The following is a 21225-nucleotide window of genomic DNA, read 5'->3' on the forward strand; positions in this document are numbered from 1 at the left end:
AGTTTTCAATCAAATAATGAAACAACTGAAAGTAATTTCTTTTCTCTTGATAATTTGCCTATCATAGATGAAAATAAAAATGTTTATGATCAAATCCAAATGTGTTTTGATGCACATAAGAATGAAAAATGGGAGGTTATATTTGATTAGTCATATTGTTGTAATTGCTTGAAGAACGCTTGTAAAAGAAGTTTTTTTAAAAGTTGGACAGAAGGTATAAAAGATAGAAGTACAACCTTTAAAGAATATCCAATAGAAGTTTTTCTAAATAAATTTCTCGTTAAATATAATATAAAACTTAATTTAAATGAATGTATAGAAGCCATTAATTTATTTTATACAGAATATCGAGAGCAGGTATTCTTTGAAGATAATTTATATGATACTTTAAAGGTAATAAAGAACAAGGGTTATAAAATAGGGGTAATATCAAATACTTGCTATTATGATGAAGTTATGATTTGATTGATAATTTTACATTCAGTTATTCATTAAGAGTTGGTAAACCAAATACAAAAATGTAAGTGATGAAATTACACCTAATATAGAAATTGTATGTATAGCAGAACTGCTTAAATACATATAGTTAAATGATTTCAATTAATAAACAATGTTCTTAAATAATGAAACCAAGATACAATCAAATAATTTATTCATAATACCGTATTATTCAATGATATGCGGTATTTTTTAATTCGCAATTTGAATATATTGCGAACTAGTTAAGAAAATTTGATCTTTGGAAATTGAATAGTACGGTATTTACAAAATATGTTACAATCTATTTATAATAGTATTAACTTTGAATTATATAAATTAGAATTTCATAGGATAGCGTTAGAGTAGCTATTAGCCGAATTGTTCGGTTTATAGCTGCTTTTTTAATTGTAACTATTGACATTACAAACTAGTGATGATATCATTTTCGTAGTTTGTAATAATAACTATTACAAAAAGGAAAGCAAATTGGCTAGAAAAGAATGGAGGGAATCTCATGAATATGAAAGTATATTATCATTCAACATCAGGAAATACTAAAAAGATAGCAAATGCAATTGCTCAGGCAGTGAAGGTTGAAGCAAAACAAATAGGAATAGAAGAGGTGACAGAGCCAGTAGATTTGCTTTTTATTGGAGATGGGATTTATTTTGGAAAAATTAATAAGAAGACCCGTGCTTTTATTGAGAACTTGGATTCAAAGAAGGTTAAAAATGCTGCTATATTTGCTACCTTTGGGGGAAACCAGGAAGCGGGAAAAGAAATTAAGCAGCTATTGGAAAATAAGGGAATTGATGTGCTAGATAATCCATTTATCTGCAAAGGAAAAGCATGGGGAATTATAAATCGCCAGAGTCCAGATGAAGATGATTTAAAAAACTCCATGCTTTATGCAGAAAAAATGGTTTCGAAAGTATCCAAGTAAGGTTGGAACTTTAAGAAGGATCTCCATTAGCTAAATCTGGAAGTGATGTGAATAACTCATTTAATAGATCTGCCACGGAAACCTGAGAAAGAGATCCCTGAAATGCCTGTACAGCATCATCCAGATGAGAGGACAATAAACCATAGATGTTCCCACCAATTGGACAGTTTGTAGAAGGATTTTCATGAAATTTGAAAAATTTTTCCATTTTAGCGGATTCTACAGCGGTGTATATGTCCCACAGAGAAATGTCCCCTGGATTCTTTGCAAGAGTAGTGCCACCAGGACCTGGAGAAACGGAAATCAAATCTGCTTTTTTCAATTGGGAAAAGATATTTCTAATGATAACAGCATTCACACCAGTACTTTCTGCGATGGTATCGCTATTGACCTTTCTTCTGGAGGAAAGCCCGGCAATCATCATCATGGCATGAACAGCTATTGGGAAACGTGTACTAACTCGCATAAAATTCACCTCCAGTGAAGTGTAACACATGGACTTGTAAATATCAATCTGTAATGTTTAACATTACAAATAATTTAGAAAAGGAAAATGACAATGATTTTAATTACAGGAGCAAATGGACAAACCGGACGCGCGATTATGAAAAACTTGATAGAAAGAGGAGAAGAAGTACGAGCTTTTGTTCACCGCGCAAATCAGGAACAGGAGCTTAAGGCGATGGGAGTAAAAGAGGTTATAGCAGGAGATATGCTAAACCAGGAGGATGTAAGCAGAGCCTACGCAGGTGTTGATGCCGTGTATCATATCTGCTCTGTGTTTAACTCAAAGGAAGTTGAAATCGGCGAGATTGCAATAAATGCAGCAAAAGAAGAAAAGGTTGAACATTTTGTATATCACTCTGTTCTGCATTCCATTCTGCATGACATGCCGCATCATCAGAAAAAGCATATGGTTGAAGAAATGATTGTAAATTCAGGAATACCTTATACTATTATTCAACCTTCCGCATTTATGCAGAATACCCTGGAATCATGGAATTCTTTGCAGGAGCAGGGAATCTTCAGACAGAAGTTGTTTACCTCTGACGAAACCCGTATCTGTATGGTTGATTTGGGAGATTTGGCAGAGGCTGTGGCTAATATCCTTACAAGCAAGGAGCACATCGGCGCAACATATGAATTGTGTGGACCTGAGAATCTATCTCTATCTGATATAATAACAATCTTCAGTAGACAGTTGGGAAGAGAAACCACTGTAGAGGTTCCAACTGATGAGGAAATGGAAGCAGGATTAAAAAACGCAGGATTTAGTGAGTACTATATTTCTTCCTTACTTAAAATGTTCCATCATTACAACGAGCAGGGGTTTGTTGGAAACTCTAATACACTGACTTGGATCTTGGGGCGTAATCCACATGATTTTGAAAGTTTTGTAAAGAAAGTGCAGGCAAAATAAGTCGACCTAAATTTTAATATTGCTGTGCAGTGACAACTTTCAGTTTAGTGATTAGTTGCTTGAAGAGATAAGGAGAATAAGCGGTATTTTTTATTCCATAATTTGAATATAAGACGAACTGCATTCTTTGAAAATTAAATAGTACGGTATTTACAGAATATGTTATAATCAATTCATAATAGTAGATTATTGTTCATTAATAAGAAAATTAAGTTCTAAACAATAGTAGAAAACTAATTATTTAGAATACAAAATGAGGGTATCAATTTTAACGAGTGGCTTTCCTAACGGATTTACAGATGATTTTATTCAGTGTGTAAAGCAATATTATAATAATAATGGGTCATTTGTACTTATTGCATCTGATTTTTCAGGACATTCAAAAACTGATAGACATACGGATGCATTTTTGAACATGTTTAAAAATAACGGCATTGTATTTAATGAAGTTCGTGTAATTGATGATAGAATTACGAAAGAGAAGTCGGTGCAATATGTAGAGGAAGCTGATGTTATATGGATTGCAGGAGGAAATACACTTAAACAGATTGCATATTTGAAAGAATATAACCTAATTTCAGTTTTAAAGAACAGAGAAGGACTTACTATTGGTATGAGTGCAGGTTCAATAAATATGGCTAAAAGAGTTGTATTGGCAAAGGATATAAACGATAATGTTCCAGAGTTAGCTATCTATGATGGCATTGGGCTAGTAGATATCAATATCGAACCGCATTTAGATTCTGCTAGTGAAGAACATATGAAAGATGTTTATGAAGCATCACAGGTTACCACAATTTATGGTCTTTATGATAACGCATTCATTAAGATAGTAGATGACAAGATGGATATTTACGGTATTTACTTTAAATATGAAAATATTATCAAATAGACATAACTTTTGTAAATAATTGTCTTAAATAATTCCTCAATCGTTAATCTACGATTAATGAATAATTTTCTTACAATGCGTAACACATTATATAATTAAATAAGTTATTCATAATACCGTATTATTCAAAAAAATATGCGGTATTTTTTAGTGCGCAATTCAAATATAGGATGAGGTATTAATTCATCTTAGCATCATAGGACGAACTAGCGAGGGTGATGAATTGAAAATAAACTAATAACTAAAGAGGTAGCTTTACATCAAATAGAAGTAAAACTACCATATATTAAATAGTATTATCTTACAAATATAGGTGCTTCAATTAAGGTTGCAAAAATAAAGTCATGAACGTGATCATCAACACAAGTAGTGGTTCCAGATACAAAGTGAACGTGTCTCCCACCACCTACAGGTATTGCAGGACCGGTAGTAACTCTGATTTCATGAAAATGGTCAAAAAAGTCTGTTTTTGTTTTTATAAAGTGAACGTGGCTTTGGCCAGCAGGAATTGCCTCACTGCTAATTCCTGCAAAACGATGGTTATGAGCATCGTCTGATTCAAGTTCAGCCAGTCTAACACTACCTAAAAATTCATGAACGTGAAATTGTCTTTCTTCAGGACAAGACATAAGCTCTCCTCCTTTACTTTTGATAATATATAGTATTAAAAATAAAGTAAGATGGTGCAGACATGTTATATGAAATATTTTCTATAGATAAAGATAGAACAGATAGCCAAGATGGTTATTTGCTATATAAATTATAGTTCGTCTTTTGATTATAGGACGAACTAAATAATAAAAATGTTCTTTGAAAATTGAATATTGCGGTGAAAAAACAGAATTATTTAGGATATATTGGGAGTTAAGTTAGTTTATCTATTAAAATTATGATACAATTACTATCGATAAAATCAAAATAGTTATAATATTGCGAAGTAAAGGATTGTATAGTATTATAGATAAATAGAAATTTGTACTGGAGATTATCGACATAATAGGGGGGATTGACTTGAACAATAATAAATATAATGGACTTACCCAATATCTTGTTATTGGAATGATAATTGGTTTATTTGTAGGTGTTGTTTTTTCCATAATTATGAGAAATAGCGCTTTTTTCGCAATAAGTTCTCCAGGTTTTGGTCTATTATTTGGTTTACTAATTGCAGATATTATATGGTGTGTAAAGAAGTGGGAAAAATAAGCATAATGTGAAACACGACAAATTTCAATTTGTAGGTCAGATTAAATCAAATTAAAGTGAATAATTTTCTTATTTAATGTCATAACTAAAAAACTGAATAATTTACTTGAACACCGCATTATTCAAATCTAAGTTTTGTGGTGTTTTTATGTCGTAATACAAAAATAGGATGAGGTATTAATTCATTTTAGCATCATAGGACGAACTAAATAATAAAAAGTGCTCTTTAGAAATTGAATAGTACGGTATTTACAAAATATGTTATAATTAATTCTTAAGTAAAAATTATTTTTATAAGGCATATAACATATAGATAAAGGAGAAAAATTATGTTTAGAGAAATGCGTAGAAAAAATCAGTTACTTACAGAGAAAGAAACAATTAAGATATTCGAAAAAGGTACGTCAGGTGTACTAGCAGTATTAGGTGATGAAGATTATCCTTATGCAGTTCCACTTAGTTATATTTATTGCGATTCTAAAATATATTTTCATGGAGCTAAGGTTGGTCATAAGATAGATGCCATAATAAAATGTGAAAAAGCATCTTTCTGTGTAATAGATGAAGATAATGTCATATCAGAAGAATATACAACTTACTTTAGAAGTGCAATTGCATTTGGAAAGATAAAAGTTATTGAGAATGAAACAGAAAAAAGAAATGCAATTGAAAAGTTAGCAGCAAAGTATACTCCAGAAGATGAAGAAGGTCGTCTAAAAGAAATTGAGGGAACATACAAAGTACTTTGCATGATTGAACTAGATATTGAACATATGACAGGAAAAGAAGCAATTGAGTTAGTACGAGCAAACAGTAAATTTTAACTTATACAATATAATAGATGGAAATAAACATTATTCAATAAATAACAATTCAATAGATATAGTAATATCTTATTCGGGTATGTTCAGATTTACTATTTTAGATACTTTAGATGCAATACATAAAGCTATAAAATCAAATGGAAAATTTATTTGTGTATATCCTAGATTCTGGACAAATTCTACTGAATTGAACAGCAATGATAATAAACTTTTAAATAGAGCAATTTGTAAAAATCAAGATTGGAATCAATTTGAAGAAAAATTAAAACAGAAACTTAAAGATTTAAATTTCATAATAGAGAACGAAGGAATATTAGAGAATAATGAAGTAATACCAATAGGTGAAGATGTAATAATTGGCTCAAATATTGTATCTACAAGGGAAGAGTATATAAAAAATCCTATTGAAGGACTTGTTTTTGGAAAGACACTTATCACATGTAATACTTTAATATGTCGGAAAGCATAAAATATATAAATAAAAGAATAATGAATAGATAACCAGTAAGAACTCTATTAATTTAGGGTTCTTTTTATTTACACAAAAGAAGGACACATATTCCAGCTATAGAAGGCACTTAGAAAACTACGTGTCTTTTAAATTGTAATATCTATTAATATCATGTAAAATATTGGTCAAAGAGGTGATAATATGGATAATATATTAATTACAATTGGACAAATATTTGATGTTTCTATATGGTATATAATACTATTCATAGCTTTATTTTTTGTAATAAAGTATTCGATAATAAGTGCTTTCAAAACTATGAAAAAGAAAAACATATTATAAAAACAAATTAAAGTACTAATGCATATAGTAATATCTTATATGATAAACGATGCTTAGTAAGTAATACAATTAAAGGATTAAATAACTGCTACTTCACCATATGAATGAATGACGAAGTAATTAATAAAAAGTGTTCTTTGAAACCTGAATAGTACGGTATTTACAGAATATGTTATAATTAATTCATGATAGTAAGAAAGTGTGAACTAGTGATTATTTATTTTATGTTAAGGAGATTTGTATGAAGGACAGTATTATAGCTGATTTGAAAAACAGTTATGGGCTAATTTGTAATCAAATTACTCCAGTAACAGGTGGATTGTTGAATATGAAATGGAAGGTTTCCACTGAAAAGGGCGAGCTTTTGGTTAAACAATACAGCACTAAGCGGTTTCGCAGAGAACAAATTGAGAGAATCGAGTCCGCACTGCAGCGGCAGATTATCCTTGAAAAAAACGGTGTTCCCTGTCCGTTTCTCTGGCAGTACGGAGATCGTGTAATTCGTTGGCTGGATGATAAAACAGCCTATATGGTCATGGATTTTCGCTCAGGAAAGACCGAAAAAGCCAATACAATCACAATAGCACAAATGCGAAGTCTCGGCAGCACCTGTGCTGTAATGCATAAAGCGTTTTCGCAATTACTGGAGCCTTCAGTCAAGAGCCTTCCCGTTTTTGACGGTTATACGATGGATTTATTATGGGAAAACTTTAATTCCCGTATGACGAAATGCTCGCCGGACGTACATGTTGAATATCAGAAAGCTTTGTTTGCGCTGGAGCCGATTTTGAAGCAGCTTAGCACCGAATTTTTTGATAAGTTTCCTAAAGGACTCGCACATGAGGATTTTCAACCCGGCAATATCCTGTTCGATGTGGATTGCGTATCTGCTGTCGTAGATTTCGACCGTAATTGTTATAGCTATATTTGGCATGATATAGGAAGAGCGATACTGTCTTTTGCGTTGGAAGGCAATGTAATGAATGTCGAAAAGGTATACGCTTTCCTTGAAGGCTATACACAGCATTTAGAGCTAACTTTGCCTAATATAGCGGACGCTTTAAGGCTTTTGTGGTGCATTGAAACACCGTGGTGGATACAGCCGGAATTCTTTAGAGAATGTGACGAAATTCCAAAACGTTTCAAAGATGAAATGCTTTGGTTGACAGAACACTGGTTTGAGATAGATTCTTTATTATGTTTCTAATAAGCATAATCAGAACACGTTTTCTTCGTAATGTTCTTATTTAATAACTAAACTATAAAACCGAATAATTTTTCTAAATACCGTATTATTCAAAAAGAATAAGCGGTATTTTTGTTTTACAATTTGAATATATTGCGAATTAGATAATGAAATTTGTTCTTTGAAAATTGAATAATACGGTATTAAAAATATGTTACAATATATCTATGAGTTTGTATTAAAGAAATTATTAATAATTTGTAGAGGTGAGAAATGGGAAAATATTATAAGTCATTATCAGCAATATTTCCAATTATTTTACAGAACAAAGATGGTAATGTGCAAATTTTATTACATCGTAGAAAGAACACTGGATATCAAGATGGTAAGTGGGATATAGCAGCTAGTGGGCATGTTGATGAAGGTGAAACAGCTAGAATGGCTGTTGTGCGAGAATGTGCAGAAGAGTTGGGGATTGATGTAAAAATTACAGATTTATCGTTTGTTCATTTATCTCACCGTGTTAGTAATAGTGGAGGAAGAACATATTATGATATTTATTTTGTCATTAATAGGTATAATGGTATACCTAAAGTAATGGAGCCAGATAAATGCTCAGAATTGAGATGGTTTAAAATAGATGATCTTCCAAATGAAATTATTGATATTAGAAGAATAGTTCTTGATAATTATAGAAATGACATTCAATATAGTGAAGTAATTGAAATGTAAAGCTGTAGAAGATATAAATAGCTCACTAAAAATAAAATCGAATAAGTTATTCAAATACCGTATTATTCAGAAATGAATATGCGGTATTTTGTTTCGTCCTACAAATATAGGATGAGGTATTAATTCATCTTAGCATCATAGGACGAACTAAATTAATAAAAAGTGTTCTTTGAAAATTGAATAATACGGTATTTTAAAATATGTTATAATTTGGATGATACAAATGTATTTAAATCACATTTGTAAAATATAATAATGTAACTTAAGGAGAGATTTTATGAGTTGGAGTTATTTACCTAAATTTATTTTTCAATGTTTTATTATAACAATTATAGTGGTAATTTATGTGAGAGCAATCAGATTTGAAGATGTAACTATAGAATTTAATAATACACATAAATCAAGAAATTTAGCATTACTAGCAGTGGGTATATCTATCTTAATGACAGCAATATATAATAAGTACTTTATAAATATTTTTGCCATAAATAGTATATTAAATTTCTTAATTGTTAAGATAGTACTAAGTATCCCAGTTATTGCTTTTATGGTAATGAATAAAGAAAAAATTCATACTATAGGAATTATGAAGAGAAATTCACTAAAATCTATTTTGTTGGGACTATTAGTAGGGATTATGTATTTTTTTACTTATAATATAAAAAGTTTTAGTGTAATCGGAAATATTAATTTAGGATTATTAAATGGCATGATATATATGTTTGTATATTGTTCTATTATAGGATTTTCAGAAGAATTTATATATCGTGGATACTTACAAACAAGGCTAATATCAACTAATGGAAAAATTAAAGGATGGATTTTTGCATCTCTAATATTTGCTTTTATTCATCTACCACAAGTTATTATAGTGAATAAACTTACCATAGTACAAGGAGTGGCACATTGTATTGGTTTACTACCAGGAAGTCTTTTACTTGGTTATATATTTATTAAAACAAAAAATTTGATTCCTTGTGCAATTCTACACACATTTATTGATTGGACAGCATTTGTTATTGTTCAAATTTAATAATTATATTATAATGTTATTTTTTATTTTCATGCGTTTTAGGAAGATTATAATTAATTCATAATAAGATAAGCTTAAATAAAAATTATTTATATTATAGATACAGATAAATAGGAATTTGTATTGGAGAGTATATATAATGCTAAAATAATTATGGGAGGAGATAATAGGTATGGAACTTCTTTATAAATCAATAAGTCAAAATGAGTATGATGATGTAAGGGAATTGCTATTTCAAGATATTGAAACAAGTGAAGAATTTTTATGGGCATTGCAAAATGAGCCAGGTACACTAACAGTTGTATACATGGAAGGTAAGATTGTTGCAGTAGCACAAATAATATCAGGGAAAAAGGTATCTTGCTTAATTGTATTTGTTGCACCAAAATATAGGTGTAAAGGAATAGGGCAAGCAGTGGTTAAGTTTTGTGAAAACGAACTGCAAAAAGAATCACAAAAAATAATGACAAATTTTCATGCAGATAATGAGGTGTCAAAAAGGTTTGCAAAGAGATTGGGTTATGAGCGGCAATTTTCGAGTGCTTATATGAAGCATACAGAAGGAAAGTTTGCAATTAGCGAATTTCCTGTAAGGTTATATATTGATGAAGACTATTCAAAAGGCCATGCTTTGTATGCACAAGCATTTCATGAAATGCGTATTAAAGTAGGAGATTTTCCAGAGTCTATTGTTGAACAACCGAGTGAAAAAAATCGGCAAGCCTGGAATGTAGATGCAGCTAATCGTTTTACATATGAAGTAAATGATGAAATTGCTGGACATGGACATTTAGAAGGAAATGAAATTGGCAGCGTAGCAGTAAGAACAGATTTACAAGGAAATGGTATAGGAAAAAAATTTGTTAAGTATTTATGTAACGAAATATATAATCGAGGTTATAAAGAAGTGGTGTTATGGTGTGTTATTGGAAATAATGCTAGGAGATTATATGATAGTTTAGGTTTTAGAGAGCTGTACATTGCAGAATTTGCTTACAAAGTATTAAGACCTAAAAAATCATAAATATATAATACCAAAGCTATCATGATAAGTATAAATATAGTATTTATACTTATCAAATTCCAATTTAGTGAATAGATTTAATATAAGATATAATAAATAGAAATAAATAAATTCTTATTAATGCCGTATTATTCAAAGTGAATATGCGGTATTTTTGTTTCAAAATTCAAAAATAGGATGAAGTATTAATTCATCTTAGCATCATAGGACGAAGTAACTAATAAAGGAGTTCTTTGAAACCTGAATAGTACGATATTTACAAAATATGTTATAATCGATTCATGATAGTATTATTATACGACTTATGAAAGATGTAAAACTACTCAATAAATAGTAATTTGAAAGTAAGTTTATTAGATGTCTTATAGCGTAGTACATATTACAAATAATAAATAGTAATGGAGGGATATTGATTTGTACATTAAAACACTATCAGAAAGCGAAAAAATACAATTAAAACAAAGGTCTAATCGAATAAAAGAGTTACAAGAGCAAGGGATATGTTTTGGTTGTTATAATTTTGAAACGCAAGAGATATTTCCAGGAGAAGGATTAATCATTTATGAAGACGACAAAGTAAGATGTCAATTTGAAAAATTTCCGCGAGCAACTGGTCAGACAACTATAGTAGCAAAAGACCACTATGAGGATATTTCTGAAATGCCACTAGAATTAGGTACTCATATATTAAAAATATCAAATGCAATTATAAAGTTGCATAAAGAAATTATAGGGGCAGAAAAAGTATATATGTGTACATTGTGTGATGGTAAAAGAAATCACTTACATTTTTCTTTATTCCCACGATTAAAAGGTGAGACAATTGGTTTTAAAAACTTTGTCAAAGAAGATGGTATTTTAATGGATTATCATGAAACCGTTGAGATATATAAAGAAAAAATGAAGGAGTTAGTATAATTAGATAAAATATAGATACTCAATTCATACAATGATAATTAAACTGTCATACAAATTCCAATTTGTTGAATTAAGTAACTTAATTTTCGTTTCAGCTATGTCGTATCTTTCTTATTTAATAACTAAACTATAAGAGCGAATAACTTCTCTAAATACCGTATTATTTAAAAAGAATATGCGGTATTTTAGTTCGTCCTATGAATGTATTACGAATTAACTTTTCAGTCCCAAAATACGAACAATGTTCTTTGAAAATTGAATAATAAGGTATTTATAAAATATGTTATAATTGATTCATGATAATAAGATAAAGTGAAGTAAAAATTATTTGTATGAGACATGCAGATAAATAGTAATTTATGGGGGTACTGTATTGTATGGAAATGATCGATATTTATGACGAATTAGGTCAAAAATGTGGTAAGACCGAGGGAAAATACGAGGCTCATAAAAAAGCACTTATTCATAAAGGTGTTTGTGTATGGATTATTAATTCTAATGATGAGATACTACTACAAACTCGAAATAATCAAGTTATGTTCCCAAATATGATGGATATTTCGTTTTCAGGGCATATCCAAGCCGGTGAAACATCTTTAGAAGCAGCTATACGAGAAGGAAAAGAAGAACTTGGCATTGATTTAGAAATAGATAAACTCCAGTATCTCTTTTCGTGTCGAGAGTATGGGGAGGTTGATGGATATATTGAAAATGAAATAGATGATGTGTTCCTTTATAGAACGGATATTCTTTTAGAGGAGTACTCTTTCTACGATAATGAAGTGAAAGAGGTATCGTATGTTTCACTTGAAAAATTCAAGATAATGGTAGAAACACATTCCACTATGCTTATGCCTTACAAAACACATTATATTTTTTTACTAACAGCCTTGGGTAGGTGGTAAATTTAGTCTATTACATGGATTTGATTTCGTACTTACCATGACAAATTCCAATTTGTTAATGAACTTAAAAAGATAAAATAGTATATAAAAGTATCGCATTATTCAAAAATGAATTTGCGGTATTTTTTATGTCGTATTTCAAAAATAGGATGAGGTATTAATTCATCTTAGCATCATAGAACGAACTAAATAATAAAAAATGCTCTTTGGAAATTGAATAATATGGAATTTACAAAATATGTTATAATAAAGTCATAATAGTAAATTATGAAGAATTAGAGAATTGGCAATTTACTGAAGCAATAAGGGAATTAATTTTTTATAATATATAGGAGTGTACTGATATGGAAGAAAAAGTAACAGTAAAGAAAATAAATTTCACAATCGTAATTTTTACAATATCGCTTATTGTTTTTATATTGGATTTTTTTATTTTGTTACAGGATAATACAATTATTTTCTCAATCAACCATTTAATTCGAGGAAATGATTGAGGCATTTTAACAGAATACGGGAGACTAAATGGGACCGATATTTTTGTAGGCCAATGGTGGCGTTTAATCACATCAATTTTTTTACATGCAGGAATTCTCCACCTTACAGTTAATATGATTGCATTGCTGATTGTGGGCTTTATAGTTGAAGAGAAAATAGGTAGCAAAAGATATGTGATTACATTTATGAGTTCAGGAATTATTTCTGCTTTGTGCACCATGATACATACCGATGGTGCTGTTGGGACATCAGGAGCAATATATGGTATTATCGGTGCAATGATGGTTATTTTTGCAAAAGAACGTTCTTATATTGTATGCAAAATGTCTTTAATTAAATGGATATTATTAATATTATATCTGATTTTGCCTAATTTAAGTGGAATTGTTTCTATAATAGCACACATATCAGGCTTATTTTCAGGCATTATAATTACACTTTTTATGTATAGTTTTTTTAAAATGACTGTGATTCATATTAACAAAAAAGAGCATTATCGTCAGTAAAATTGATATAATTCGTATTCTTCTTATTTAACTACTAAACTATGAAATCGAATAATTTCTCTAAATATCGTATTATTCAGCAATGAATTTTACGGTATTTTTACGTCGAAATTTAAATAAAGTACACAACATGAATATATTGTGAGCTAGTTAAGAAAATTTGATCTTTGGAAATTGAATAGTACGGTATTTACAAAATATGTTATGATTAATTCATGATAGTAAGATATTGCGAAGTAGTGATACCTATTTAACAAACAGATAAACAGGAATTTGAATTGTAAATTATTTATATTACTGGAGGTAAATGAATGGATATTGAGATACGCAAGTTAATACCAGAGCTTGCAGAAGATTACGTGCATTTTTTTGACACTACGCCACACGATAACAATGTGGACGAGCATAAATGTTATTGTGTGTGTTGGTGTAACGATGATTATGAGGGCAAAGATCTTTCAACAGTAGAGAAAAGAAGAGAATGTGCCTTACAATATGTTAAAGGCAATAACATTCAAGGTTATCTTGTTTATAGTGGTGATACGGTCGTTGGATGGTGCAACGCAAATACGAAATCAGATTGTTTGAAATGCGCTAGTTGGCGAAGATTTATGGATTATGTACCTTTAGAGGAATCTAACACGGGCATAAAGGTGAAATCCATATTTTGTTTCGTGATTGCGCCGGAGATGAAAAGAAAAGGCATTGCCACACTGCTATTGGAGCGTGTGTGTAAGGATGCGGTCCAGGATGGATTTGACTTTGTGGAGGCATACCCATACAAAGAATCTAGTTATCAATCATCAGATTTTGGCGGCCATTTTGAGATGTATAAAAAAAGTGGATTTAATGTGTCTTTTGAGACTGAACAAGGGCTTGTCATGAGGAAGCGGTTAAAGTAGTACTTTTCAAAATAAGCAATATATTAAGCTGATAAATTCCAATTTATCGGTTAGCTTGTTCGCATTTTTCTTAAATGATGAAACCAATATACAATTAAATAACTTATTCAAAATACCGTATTATTCAAATGATATGCTCCCCTTAGAGTAGACAAATTCAAAAATAAAAATCTGTCACTGTAAAGGAGAGTATTTTTATGTCCAGAAGAACTAAATATTACAATACTAACAAAATATGTTATAATTTATTCGTTATGATATAGTATTACAAATTAAAGATGTTAAAATAATTTAGCATGGTAGGAGGAATCTATGAGTTCAGTCACTGAGTTTTATGAAAAATATGACGAGGAAAATAGACTTACGAGAGACAATGCTAGAAAAATAGAATTTACTGTTACAACGACTATTTTAGACGATCAAATAAAGCCTCACTATAAAATTCTTGAGTTGGGTGCTGGTGCAGGCGCATATTCATTTTATTATGCTGAAAAAGGAAATGAAGTAGTAGCTACAGATATAACACCAAAGCATGTGGACATTATTAAAGAAAAACTGAAAGAAAAAGATAGTGAAATTAGGTTATCAGCAGAAGTAGTGAATGCTATAGATTTAAGCCAATATGAATCAGAGAGTTTTGATGTTGTAACCTGCCTAGGACCAATGTATCACCTTAAAGCTGAAAATGATAGAATAAAGTGTATTCAGGAAGCCTTAAGAGTATTAAAACCTGGTGGGATTTTAGCAATAGCATATATTAATAAGCATTACATAATTCATGTAGTTATGGCACATCTAAAACAATTTTTTACACCTACATTTATAGATGAAGTATTAAGCTCAGGTATAACTAAAGAAGGTGGAATTGAGTGCTTTTTACCAGTTGGATTCTTTACATCACCTACTGAAATTGAAGCATTTATAAGAAATTTTAATATTGAAGTTACGGATCATGTAGCTACTGATGGCTTATGTTCATTGTTAAGAGATAATATAAACGAGCTAAACGAAGAACAGTATGAGGCATGGAAAAAGTATATACTAAGCAGCTATAGAGAAAAAAGTATGTTAGGAATAAGTAATCATGGACTGTTAGTATGTAGGAAGAAATAAAAAGTATTTAACCACAGAATAACATATATTAGAGATATTTATGGAGGGGTAGTAATGATTATTTCTGATAGGAACAAGCACAGAACTTGAAAATATTAAGATACAGAATTTACTCAAAAAACTTGATTTTTACACAAAAAATGAACTTGATGATGGTGGAGAGATTATTTATTATTATCAAATAAAATAGGCATTTAGTGTATGGACATCACTTGTTAATCTATAAGCAAAACTTGGAATTAAGTTAGTTCACAATGTTCTTATTTAGCGTCACAACAATAAAAAACCGAATAATTATTCTAAACACCGCAGAATTGAATTCTGCGGTGTTTTTACGTCGCATTTCAAATATAGGATGAGGTATTAATTCATCTTAGCATCATAGGACGAACTAACTAATAGAAATGTTCTTTGAAAATTGAATAATGCGGTATTTACAAAATATGTTATAATTAATTCATAATAGTAAAAATATTATGTAACAAAAATTATTTATATTTTGTCAGGAGGTTATGGATAATGGTATTAATTATTCAATGCATTGTTCTATGTGGACTATTTACTTTAATGGTGCTTCCACCACTATATAAAAATCCATTAAGTTGCATAAGGTCATATCCTACAGCGATTAGACAAAGGGTGGAAAGTTTGCCCCAATATCAGTCATCAATTAAAAAATACGAAACTAAACATATTACGATTAAATTATTGTTTACATTATTATGTATTATTCTTATGGCAGTAATCGCATGGGCGTTTGGTTCAAGAACATTTATAGAAGCTTTTATACATGTATTTATATTGTTTTCTACAGTTAATCTTTATGATTTATTTATATTAGACATATGGCTATTTTGTCATAACAAACGAGTAATTATTCCTGGTACTGAGGACATGGTAAAAGAGTATAAAAGTCCTGTTCATCACATTAAAGGTGCCATTATCGGTACATTAATTGGATTAATTGTAGCCACTGCATCAAGCGGAATAATCGCATTATTTAAATTTTCTGTTTATAAATAAAATGAGCATAATCTTTAGCAGATTTCTTCGCAATATTCTTATTTAGCGTCACAACAATAAAAAACCGAATAATTATTCTAAACACCGCAGGATTGAATTCTGCGGTGTTTTTACGTCGCATTTCAAATATAGGATGAGGTATTAATTCATCTTAGCATCATAGCACGAACTAAATAATAAAAAATGTTCTTTGAAAATTGAATAGTACGGTATTTACAAAATATGTTATAATTAATTCATGATAGGCAATTAAGGCGAAAAGACAAGAACACAAATTTAGATTTGAAGCGGGGGTACACATGAATACTGATTTTGTAAACTTAACAACAGAAAACCTTGTCAATGAGCATTTATGCTGCATTATCCGCAGTAAAAAGCCCCATCAAGGTATTGACGCAAAGCGACAATGGCTTTCAGACCGACTAAATGAAGGTCATGTCTTTAGAAAGTTAAATGCAAGGGCTACGGTTTTTATTGAATATGCTCCTCTTGAAACAGCTTGGGTTCCCATAACTGGTGACAACTATTATTATCTGTATTGCTTATGGGTCTCTGGTAGTCATAAAGGAAAAGGGTATGGGAAATCGCTGATGGAGTATTGTTTGGCTGATGCCAAAGAAAGGGGTAAATCCGGCATTTGTATGCTCGGAGCAAAGAAACAAAAATCTTGGCTTTCTGACCAATCATTTGCGAAGAAGTTCGGCTTTGAGGTTGTTGATACTACCGATAATGGATATGAATTGCTTGCACTTTCTTTTGACGGAGCAACGCCAAAGTTCGCACAAAATGTTAAAAACCAAGAAATTGAAAGCAAAGAGCTAACAATTTATTATGATATGCAATGCCCCTATATCTATCAAAACATTGAGATGATAAAACAGTATTGTGAAATGAATGACGTTCCTGTATCTTTAATTCAAGTGGATACGCTACAAAAAGCAAAGGAATTGCCTTGCGTTTTCAATAACTGGGGTGTGTTTTATAAAGGAAATTTTGAGACGGTGAATTTGTTAGATGTCGCCTACTTAAAGAGAATACTCAAAAAATGAAAATACAATTTTGGCTTTTTCCCGTTGATTATTAGGACTGTATTTTAAACAGTAGATCGAATGCTTGTTATCCATATTATATAAAGTTTAATCTAAAGACAAAGAAATTTACAATAAATGAATTTGGGATAATTGGTTTTGAAGATTATTACATCTAAAGGCTGATATAATGTTCATTGGGGAATGGTCACCTAATACATTGGAGGTACTTTATGGGGACAAAAATTTCTTTTGAAGTACAAAACTTTAAAGCTGTAAGACTTATAGGCAAAGAGGTTATAGTTGGCAAGGAAAATCCTGTACCGGAATTATGGGAAAAAATATTGAATGATGGCACAAATGAGTTTCTGCAAAGTATGCCTGAACGTGTATCTCCGATAGGGGACACAATTGGATGGATGGGTGAGTACAATCCACATACCGAAGAGTTTACTTATATTGCAGGGATATTTACCAATCCCAATACTATTGTTCCAAATGGATTTTCTTATCGTGACATTCCAGACAGTTTAATGGGAATTGGCTGGATACAAGGAAACACTTCTCATTTAGAAAAAGGGGCTCATAGTAAAACAGAGAAAGTAATGAAAGAAAATGGGTATATGCCTGATTACTCAATCGTTGGAATTTCAATGGAATACTATTCATTTGATAAATATGCGAATATTAAAGAGAACGGCAATAATACATTTACTTTTGGTTATTTTCTACCCTGTAAAAAAATTGTTTAAGCTTCTAATAATAAGTATAATATGAAACTGGCAGATTCCAAAGTATAACACGAAGACAAATCATTGATTTAGAAAATAACAGGAGGTATTTTTATGGAGTTTAGGATAATATCATTGCCACCGTTCAAGGCAGCGTCATCTGGTGTAGATAAAGAATTTAACTTTTCGTTCGATGGTATTTTAGGAAAATTTGATAAGTATTTTTCTGTAATTAAGCCATCGGAAAGAGATAGTTTTATGCCAAGAGACTTTTTATTTTTTGATGAAGAAAAACAAGGTATGGTATGGTGGTGGGCATTGACTGAGGATATGGATGATGGCGGCAGCGAAGTCGTTGATTTTGAAGGCGGATACTATATAACTTATGTTTATAAAGATGGAGATGAAGAAACAAATGGTAAGTTATATAATCAAGCCTTGGAATATATTAAGAATTCTGATATTTTCGAACTGGATGTCCGTCAAAATCATTATGCTATGGGACATATTGTTACACCATCAGAGATTATAAAAGCACAAGGATGGGCGCAAATGGAAACATTTATACCAATTAAGTTAAAATCAACCTCTAGTTTGTAATACAAACTATAAGGACAATCTATAATTAATAATCTTCTTAAACGACGAAATCAATATACAATTAAATAATTAATTCATGATACCGTATTATTCAACGAGATATGCGGTATTTTTTACGTCGCAATACAAAAATAGGACGAACTTAAACAGGATTGAAAAGGTATGTGAAACAAAAGACACTATTTAAAGTGTCTTTTAAGAGATAGTCACTTCTCCATTACCAATTAGTACAATTCTGTAGTTAGGTTCTAGAGGAACTAAAAGGTAGTTAATTGATTGAGGAGATAAATGTATAGATTGTAATTCATATTGATTTTCATCAAAGATAATCATATAAATAGCATCTTTAGGAGATATGTTTTGAATAGTATAATTAGTACCTGATGAAATGTTTAAATCAGATAATTGATAGATGCCCTCTTTAAAAGAAGTAGCTGCAAATGCAGGTGTTGATGTAATTACAGTAAATGATAAACATATTATAATTAATAATAATTTAGTAAGTTTTTTCATAATATGACCTCCTTGTAATTTTATAATATAGTTCTACAGTTTAGATAAAGTTAAATAAAATATACAAAATAATTAAAAAAAGTGATTTTTAAGGTGCGGTTTTATCAATATATACTTCGCCTTCGCCAACTACCACAACTCTAGAGCTAGATTTAAGAGGAACTAAATTATAGTTAGCTGAGTTAGGTACTAGCCGTATAGACTGTATTTGAAGTTGATTTTCATCAAAAACAAGAACATAAACAGTATAGTTTTGAGAAATGTTTTGAACACTATAAAGATTTTCTGCTGAAAAATTAAAATCTGCTGCTTTATAAATACCTTCCTTAAAAGTATTAATAGCAGATGCAGGTATTGTCATAATGATATTAAACAATAAACATACTAAAATTAAGAAGACAATATTAAATTTTTTCATTCTACAACCACCTTTCATCTATATTTTACGTAATAGTCATAAGAATATTCACTATCTTAATTAGAGAAATAATGATTTGTTGGAGAAAAGTTTTACGGAATAATTTAAAATTTAATTCACAATACCAAGATAGGGTGAATCAATAAAAGAGAGGTGGATATAAATAATGGAGAGTTTATGCGAAGTAAGAATAGAAAAGCAAAATGAAAATATAAGGAATCATGAGAACTTTGCAAAAGAGATAAAAATATTTAGTGATTCATTAAGTGAATAATACGGTGTTTACAAAATATGTTATAATCAATTCATGATAGTAGAATATTGTGAATAATCATAGTATAATACATCTAATTCCGAAGAGATTGTTTTTTTCTTAGACTTTTTATATTCAGAAGGTGAAAATAATGATTTTATAATATTTAATACCAAATATGTATTATCGAAAATAGGGGGATGAAAAATGAATCTGGAATTTAAAGAATTTACTATAGAATATGTACGTGAAGTCAATAAGTGGCACTATGATGGAATATATTCATTTTATGATAATCCATCAGAAGAGGGTTTAAAGACATTTTTAACACCTGATAGCAAGGTTAAATATTTTGCCTGCTTTGATGGAGAAGATATGATAGGCTCTTATTGCCACTGGCTGGAGGATGGGGAAATGGCTATAGGGTTAGGACTCAAACCCGAGTTAACGGGACAAGGCTTGGGCAAAGAATTTGCCAGAATGAGCATTGATTTTGGTATTCAAAGGCTAAACTACAAAGGGAACACTGTTAAATTAATGGTAGCTTCCTTCAATGAAAGAGCAATAAAGGTATATAAAAAGCTAGGTTTTGAGGAAACTGGAAGAAGTGTATTTGAGACTTCCGATGGAGAAAAGGAATTCATAACAATGGCTAAAAAACTGTAATGTATACCCTACCAAAAGAAAAAGAGATAGGGGCAATTCTTACTTGCTATTTTTATCTACTTTTTAAATGATATTTGGATATTCTTTTATTACAAGTTTTTGTAAGCTTAATAAAAAAATATAGATATTATTGTTTCGGAATATTCTAAAGTGATGAAACAATATACAATTAAATAATTTATTTATAATACCGTATTATTCAAGAATAAGCGGTATTTTTTATTTCACAATTTGAATATGTTGCGAACTAATTAATAAAAGTGTTCTTTGAAAATTGAATAGTACGGTATTTATAAAATAAATTAAGGTATAAGTCCATGTAAGCTATAGTGAGATTATTTGTAAAATATGATATAATTATCCTCAAGATGTATCGGAATTGTAGATAACTGCGAACGGAAGATTATTTATATTAGTGGAGGTTTAGATGATGGACTTGAAGTCAAGGATTTCTGAAATTATTGGTATTAAAGCTGATGATATACCAGCTTCAATTGAATATAGGATAATAGAATCCATAAAAGAAGCTGGGTATGAGAGACAGCTTATTGAGTATAACTCCAATGGAGATACAGTCATTGCCTTTCTTTTAATTCCCGAAGTTCTTAATAATAATCCTGC

Annotated in this window: 26 protein-coding genes; 22 read left to right on the plus strand and 4 right to left on the minus strand. The window is 30.3% G+C overall.

The genetic code is table 11. The features are described from left to right. The first annotated feature begins 168 nt into the window (after positions 1-168). Positions 169-465, plus strand: coding sequence for a hypothetical protein (locus ACI48Q_RS20565; protein ID WP_474920980.1), 297 nt, complete (start codon positions 169-171; stop codon positions 463-465). A 529-nt stretch (positions 466-994) separates the two neighbouring features. Next, positions 995-1423: a flavodoxin domain-containing protein gene (locus tag ACI48Q_RS20570; protein WP_474920981.1), complete on the plus strand. Its 429-nt coding sequence runs from the start codon at positions 995-997 to the stop codon at positions 1421-1423. A gap of 10 nt (positions 1424-1433) precedes the next feature. On the opposite strand, the gene ACI48Q_RS20575 is transcribed toward ACI48Q_RS20570, so the two are convergent. Beyond that, the gene (locus ACI48Q_RS20575) at positions 1434-1889 is read right to left on the minus strand and encodes an Rrf2 family transcriptional regulator (RefSeq protein WP_474920982.1); all 456 of its coding nucleotides are present in this window, start codon (positions 1887-1889) and stop codon (positions 1434-1436) included. A 93-nt stretch (positions 1890-1982) separates the two neighbouring features. Here ACI48Q_RS20575 and ACI48Q_RS20580 point away from each other — a divergent pair, with 93 nt between their 5' ends. Together ACI48Q_RS20580 and ACI48Q_RS20585 are read left to right on the plus strand one after the other, a co-directional pair. Then, positions 1983-2843: an SDR family oxidoreductase gene (locus tag ACI48Q_RS20580; RefSeq protein ID WP_474920983.1), complete on the plus strand. Its 861-nt coding sequence runs from the start codon at positions 1983-1985 to the stop codon at positions 2841-2843. A gap of 253 nt (positions 2844-3096) precedes the next feature. After that, complete coding sequence (locus ACI48Q_RS20585) at positions 3097-3735, plus strand: Type 1 glutamine amidotransferase-like domain-containing protein (RefSeq protein WP_474920984.1); 639 nt, start codon at positions 3097-3099, stop codon at positions 3733-3735. A 296-nt stretch (positions 3736-4031) separates the two neighbouring features. Here the strand turns inward: ACI48Q_RS20585 and ACI48Q_RS20590 are convergent, their stop codons facing one another. After that, a complete protein-coding gene (locus tag ACI48Q_RS20590; protein WP_474920985.1) occupies positions 4032-4364 on the minus strand; it encodes a YmaF family protein in 333 nt (110 codons plus the stop codon). Between the two features lie 382 nt (positions 4365-4746). Here ACI48Q_RS20590 and ACI48Q_RS20595 point away from each other — a divergent pair, with 382 nt between their 5' ends. The 16 genes from ACI48Q_RS20595 (at position 4747) to ACI48Q_RS20670 (ending at position 18754) form a co-directional block, all read left to right on the plus strand. Beyond that, a complete protein-coding gene (locus ACI48Q_RS20595; protein WP_474920986.1) occupies positions 4747-4941 on the plus strand; it encodes a hypothetical protein in 195 nt (64 codons plus the stop codon). A 329-nt stretch (positions 4942-5270) separates the two neighbouring features. Next, on the plus strand, positions 5271-5765 hold the full coding sequence (locus ACI48Q_RS20600; protein ID WP_474920987.1) for a pyridoxamine 5'-phosphate oxidase family protein: 495 nt from the start codon (positions 5271-5273) through the stop codon (positions 5763-5765). A 79-nt stretch (positions 5766-5844) separates the two neighbouring features. Beyond that, positions 5845-6234, plus strand: coding sequence for a hypothetical protein (locus ACI48Q_RS20605; RefSeq protein ID WP_474920988.1), 390 nt, complete (start codon positions 5845-5847; stop codon positions 6232-6234). 565 nt (positions 6235-6799) lie between these two features. Beyond that, complete coding sequence (locus ACI48Q_RS20610) at positions 6800-7765, plus strand: phosphotransferase (protein ID WP_474920989.1); 966 nt, start codon at positions 6800-6802, stop codon at positions 7763-7765. 252 nt (positions 7766-8017) lie between these two features. Next, positions 8018-8476 carry an NUDIX hydrolase gene (locus tag ACI48Q_RS20615; RefSeq protein ID WP_474920990.1) on the plus strand — a complete coding sequence of 153 codons (459 nt, stop codon included), beginning with the start codon at positions 8018-8020 and terminating at the stop codon, positions 8474-8476. A gap of 277 nt (positions 8477-8753) precedes the next feature. After that, positions 8754-9509: a CPBP family intramembrane glutamic endopeptidase gene (locus ACI48Q_RS20620; RefSeq protein WP_474920991.1), complete on the plus strand. Its 756-nt coding sequence runs from the start codon at positions 8754-8756 to the stop codon at positions 9507-9509. Between the two features lie 172 nt (positions 9510-9681). Continuing rightward, entirely contained in the window at positions 9682-10533 is an 852-nt protein-coding gene (locus tag ACI48Q_RS20625; RefSeq protein ID WP_474920992.1) for a GNAT family N-acetyltransferase, read from the plus strand. 414 nt (positions 10534-10947) lie between these two features. Continuing rightward, positions 10948-11451 carry an HIT family protein gene (locus ACI48Q_RS20630; protein ID WP_474920993.1) on the plus strand — a complete coding sequence of 168 codons (504 nt, stop codon included), beginning with the start codon at positions 10948-10950 and terminating at the stop codon, positions 11449-11451. A gap of 377 nt (positions 11452-11828) precedes the next feature. Next, positions 11829-12356, plus strand: a complete 528-nt coding sequence (locus tag ACI48Q_RS20635) for an NUDIX hydrolase (RefSeq protein ID WP_012343523.1) — start codon at positions 11829-11831, stop codon at positions 12354-12356. A 533-nt stretch (positions 12357-12889) separates the two neighbouring features. Beyond that, a complete protein-coding gene (locus ACI48Q_RS20640) occupies positions 12890-13357 on the plus strand; it encodes a rhomboid family intramembrane serine protease (protein ID WP_474921004.1) in 468 nt (155 codons plus the stop codon). A gap of 419 nt (positions 13358-13776) precedes the next feature. Next, entirely contained in the window at positions 13777-14259 is a 483-nt protein-coding gene (locus ACI48Q_RS20645) for a GNAT family N-acetyltransferase (RefSeq protein ID WP_474920994.1), read from the plus strand. Between the two features lie 312 nt (positions 14260-14571). Then, positions 14572-15372 carry a class I SAM-dependent methyltransferase gene (locus tag ACI48Q_RS20650; protein ID WP_474920995.1) on the plus strand — a complete coding sequence of 267 codons (801 nt, stop codon included), beginning with the start codon at positions 14572-14574 and terminating at the stop codon, positions 15370-15372. A gap of 519 nt (positions 15373-15891) precedes the next feature. Then, positions 15892-16395 carry a hypothetical protein gene (locus tag ACI48Q_RS20655; RefSeq protein WP_474920996.1) on the plus strand — a complete coding sequence of 168 codons (504 nt, stop codon included), beginning with the start codon at positions 15892-15894 and terminating at the stop codon, positions 16393-16395. Between the two features lie 299 nt (positions 16396-16694). Then, the gene (locus ACI48Q_RS20660; protein ID WP_474920997.1) at positions 16695-17444 is read left to right on the plus strand and encodes a GNAT family N-acetyltransferase; all 750 of its coding nucleotides are present in this window, start codon (positions 16695-16697) and stop codon (positions 17442-17444) included. 212 nt (positions 17445-17656) lie between these two features. Further along, complete coding sequence (locus ACI48Q_RS20665) at positions 17657-18175, plus strand: effector binding domain-containing protein (RefSeq protein WP_474920998.1); 519 nt, start codon at positions 17657-17659, stop codon at positions 18173-18175. 93 nt (positions 18176-18268) lie between these two features. Beyond that, positions 18269-18754 carry a hypothetical protein gene (locus tag ACI48Q_RS20670; protein ID WP_474920999.1) on the plus strand — a complete coding sequence of 162 codons (486 nt, stop codon included), beginning with the start codon at positions 18269-18271 and terminating at the stop codon, positions 18752-18754. 195 nt (positions 18755-18949) lie between these two features. Here ACI48Q_RS20670 and ACI48Q_RS20675 read toward each other — a convergent pair whose 3' ends face one another. Next, the gene (locus ACI48Q_RS20675; RefSeq protein ID WP_474921000.1) at positions 18950-19267 is read right to left on the minus strand and encodes a hypothetical protein; all 318 of its coding nucleotides are present in this window, start codon (positions 19265-19267) and stop codon (positions 18950-18952) included. An 88-nt stretch (positions 19268-19355) separates the two neighbouring features. After that, positions 19356-19685: a hypothetical protein gene (locus ACI48Q_RS20680; RefSeq protein WP_474921001.1), complete on the minus strand. Its 330-nt coding sequence runs from the start codon at positions 19683-19685 to the stop codon at positions 19356-19358. Positions 19686-20145: 460 nt separating this feature from the next. Here ACI48Q_RS20680 and ACI48Q_RS20685 point away from each other — a divergent pair, with 460 nt between their 5' ends. After that, positions 20146-20604, plus strand: coding sequence for a GNAT family N-acetyltransferase (locus ACI48Q_RS20685; RefSeq protein ID WP_474921002.1), 459 nt, complete (start codon positions 20146-20148; stop codon positions 20602-20604). 427 nt (positions 20605-21031) lie between these two features. Beyond that, positions 21032-21225, plus strand: a 194-nt coding sequence (locus ACI48Q_RS20690; protein ID WP_474921003.1) for a hypothetical protein, incomplete at its 3' end; no start/stop codon positions are given.

The sequence above is a fragment of the Clostridium sp. LXY-7 genome, assembly GCF_056172015.1.

Bases quoted from the DNA above. Each gene is read 5' to 3' on its own strand.
- ACI48Q_RS20675 (WP_474921000.1), bottom strand. From the start codon at position 19,267: ATGAAAAAACTTACTAAATTATTATTAATTATAATATGTTTATCATTT.
- ACI48Q_RS20650 (WP_474920995.1), top strand. From the start codon at position 14,572: ATGAGTTCAGTCACTGAGTTTTATGAAAAATATGACGAGGAAAATAGA.
- ACI48Q_RS20670 (WP_474920999.1), top strand. From the start codon at position 18,269: ATGGAGTTTAGGATAATATCATTGCCACCGTTCAAGGCAGCGTCATCT.
- ACI48Q_RS20665 (WP_474920998.1), top strand. From the start codon at position 17,657: ATGGGGACAAAAATTTCTTTTGAAGTACAAAACTTTAAAGCTGTAAGA.
- ACI48Q_RS20655 (WP_474920996.1), top strand. From the start codon at position 15,892: ATGGTATTAATTATTCAATGCATTGTTCTATGTGGACTATTTACTTTA.
- ACI48Q_RS20625 (WP_474920992.1), top strand. From the start codon at position 9,682: ATGGAACTTCTTTATAAATCAATAAGTCAAAATGAGTATGATGATGTA.
- ACI48Q_RS20680 (WP_474921001.1), bottom strand. From the start codon at position 19,685: ATGAAAAAATTTAATATTGTCTTCTTAATTTTAGTATGTTTATTGTTT.
- ACI48Q_RS20570 (WP_474920981.1), top strand. From the start codon at position 995: ATGAATATGAAAGTATATTATCATTCAACATCAGGAAATACTAAAAAG.
- ACI48Q_RS20635 (WP_012343523.1), top strand. From the start codon at position 11,829: ATGGAAATGATCGATATTTATGACGAATTAGGTCAAAAATGTGGTAAG.
- ACI48Q_RS20620 (WP_474920991.1), top strand. From the start codon at position 8,754: ATGAGTTGGAGTTATTTACCTAAATTTATTTTTCAATGTTTTATTATA.
- ACI48Q_RS20605 (WP_474920988.1), top strand. From the start codon at position 5,845: ATGTTCAGATTTACTATTTTAGATACTTTAGATGCAATACATAAAGCT.
- ACI48Q_RS20615 (WP_474920990.1), top strand. From the start codon at position 8,018: ATGGGAAAATATTATAAGTCATTATCAGCAATATTTCCAATTATTTTA.
- ACI48Q_RS20610 (WP_474920989.1), top strand. From the start codon at position 6,800: ATGAAGGACAGTATTATAGCTGATTTGAAAAACAGTTATGGGCTAATT.
- ACI48Q_RS20660 (WP_474920997.1), top strand. From the start codon at position 16,695: ATGAATACTGATTTTGTAAACTTAACAACAGAAAACCTTGTCAATGAG.
- ACI48Q_RS20685 (WP_474921002.1), top strand. From the start codon at position 20,146: ATGAATCTGGAATTTAAAGAATTTACTATAGAATATGTACGTGAAGTC.
- ACI48Q_RS20600 (WP_474920987.1), top strand. From the start codon at position 5,271: ATGTTTAGAGAAATGCGTAGAAAAAATCAGTTACTTACAGAGAAAGAA.
- ACI48Q_RS20575 (WP_474920982.1), bottom strand. From the start codon at position 1,889: ATGCGAGTTAGTACACGTTTCCCAATAGCTGTTCATGCCATGATGATG.
- ACI48Q_RS20580 (WP_474920983.1), top strand. From the start codon at position 1,983: ATGATTTTAATTACAGGAGCAAATGGACAAACCGGACGCGCGATTATG.
- ACI48Q_RS20585 (WP_474920984.1), top strand. From the start codon at position 3,097: ATGAGGGTATCAATTTTAACGAGTGGCTTTCCTAACGGATTTACAGAT.
- ACI48Q_RS20590 (WP_474920985.1), bottom strand. From the start codon at position 4,364: ATGTCTTGTCCTGAAGAAAGACAATTTCACGTTCATGAATTTTTAGGT.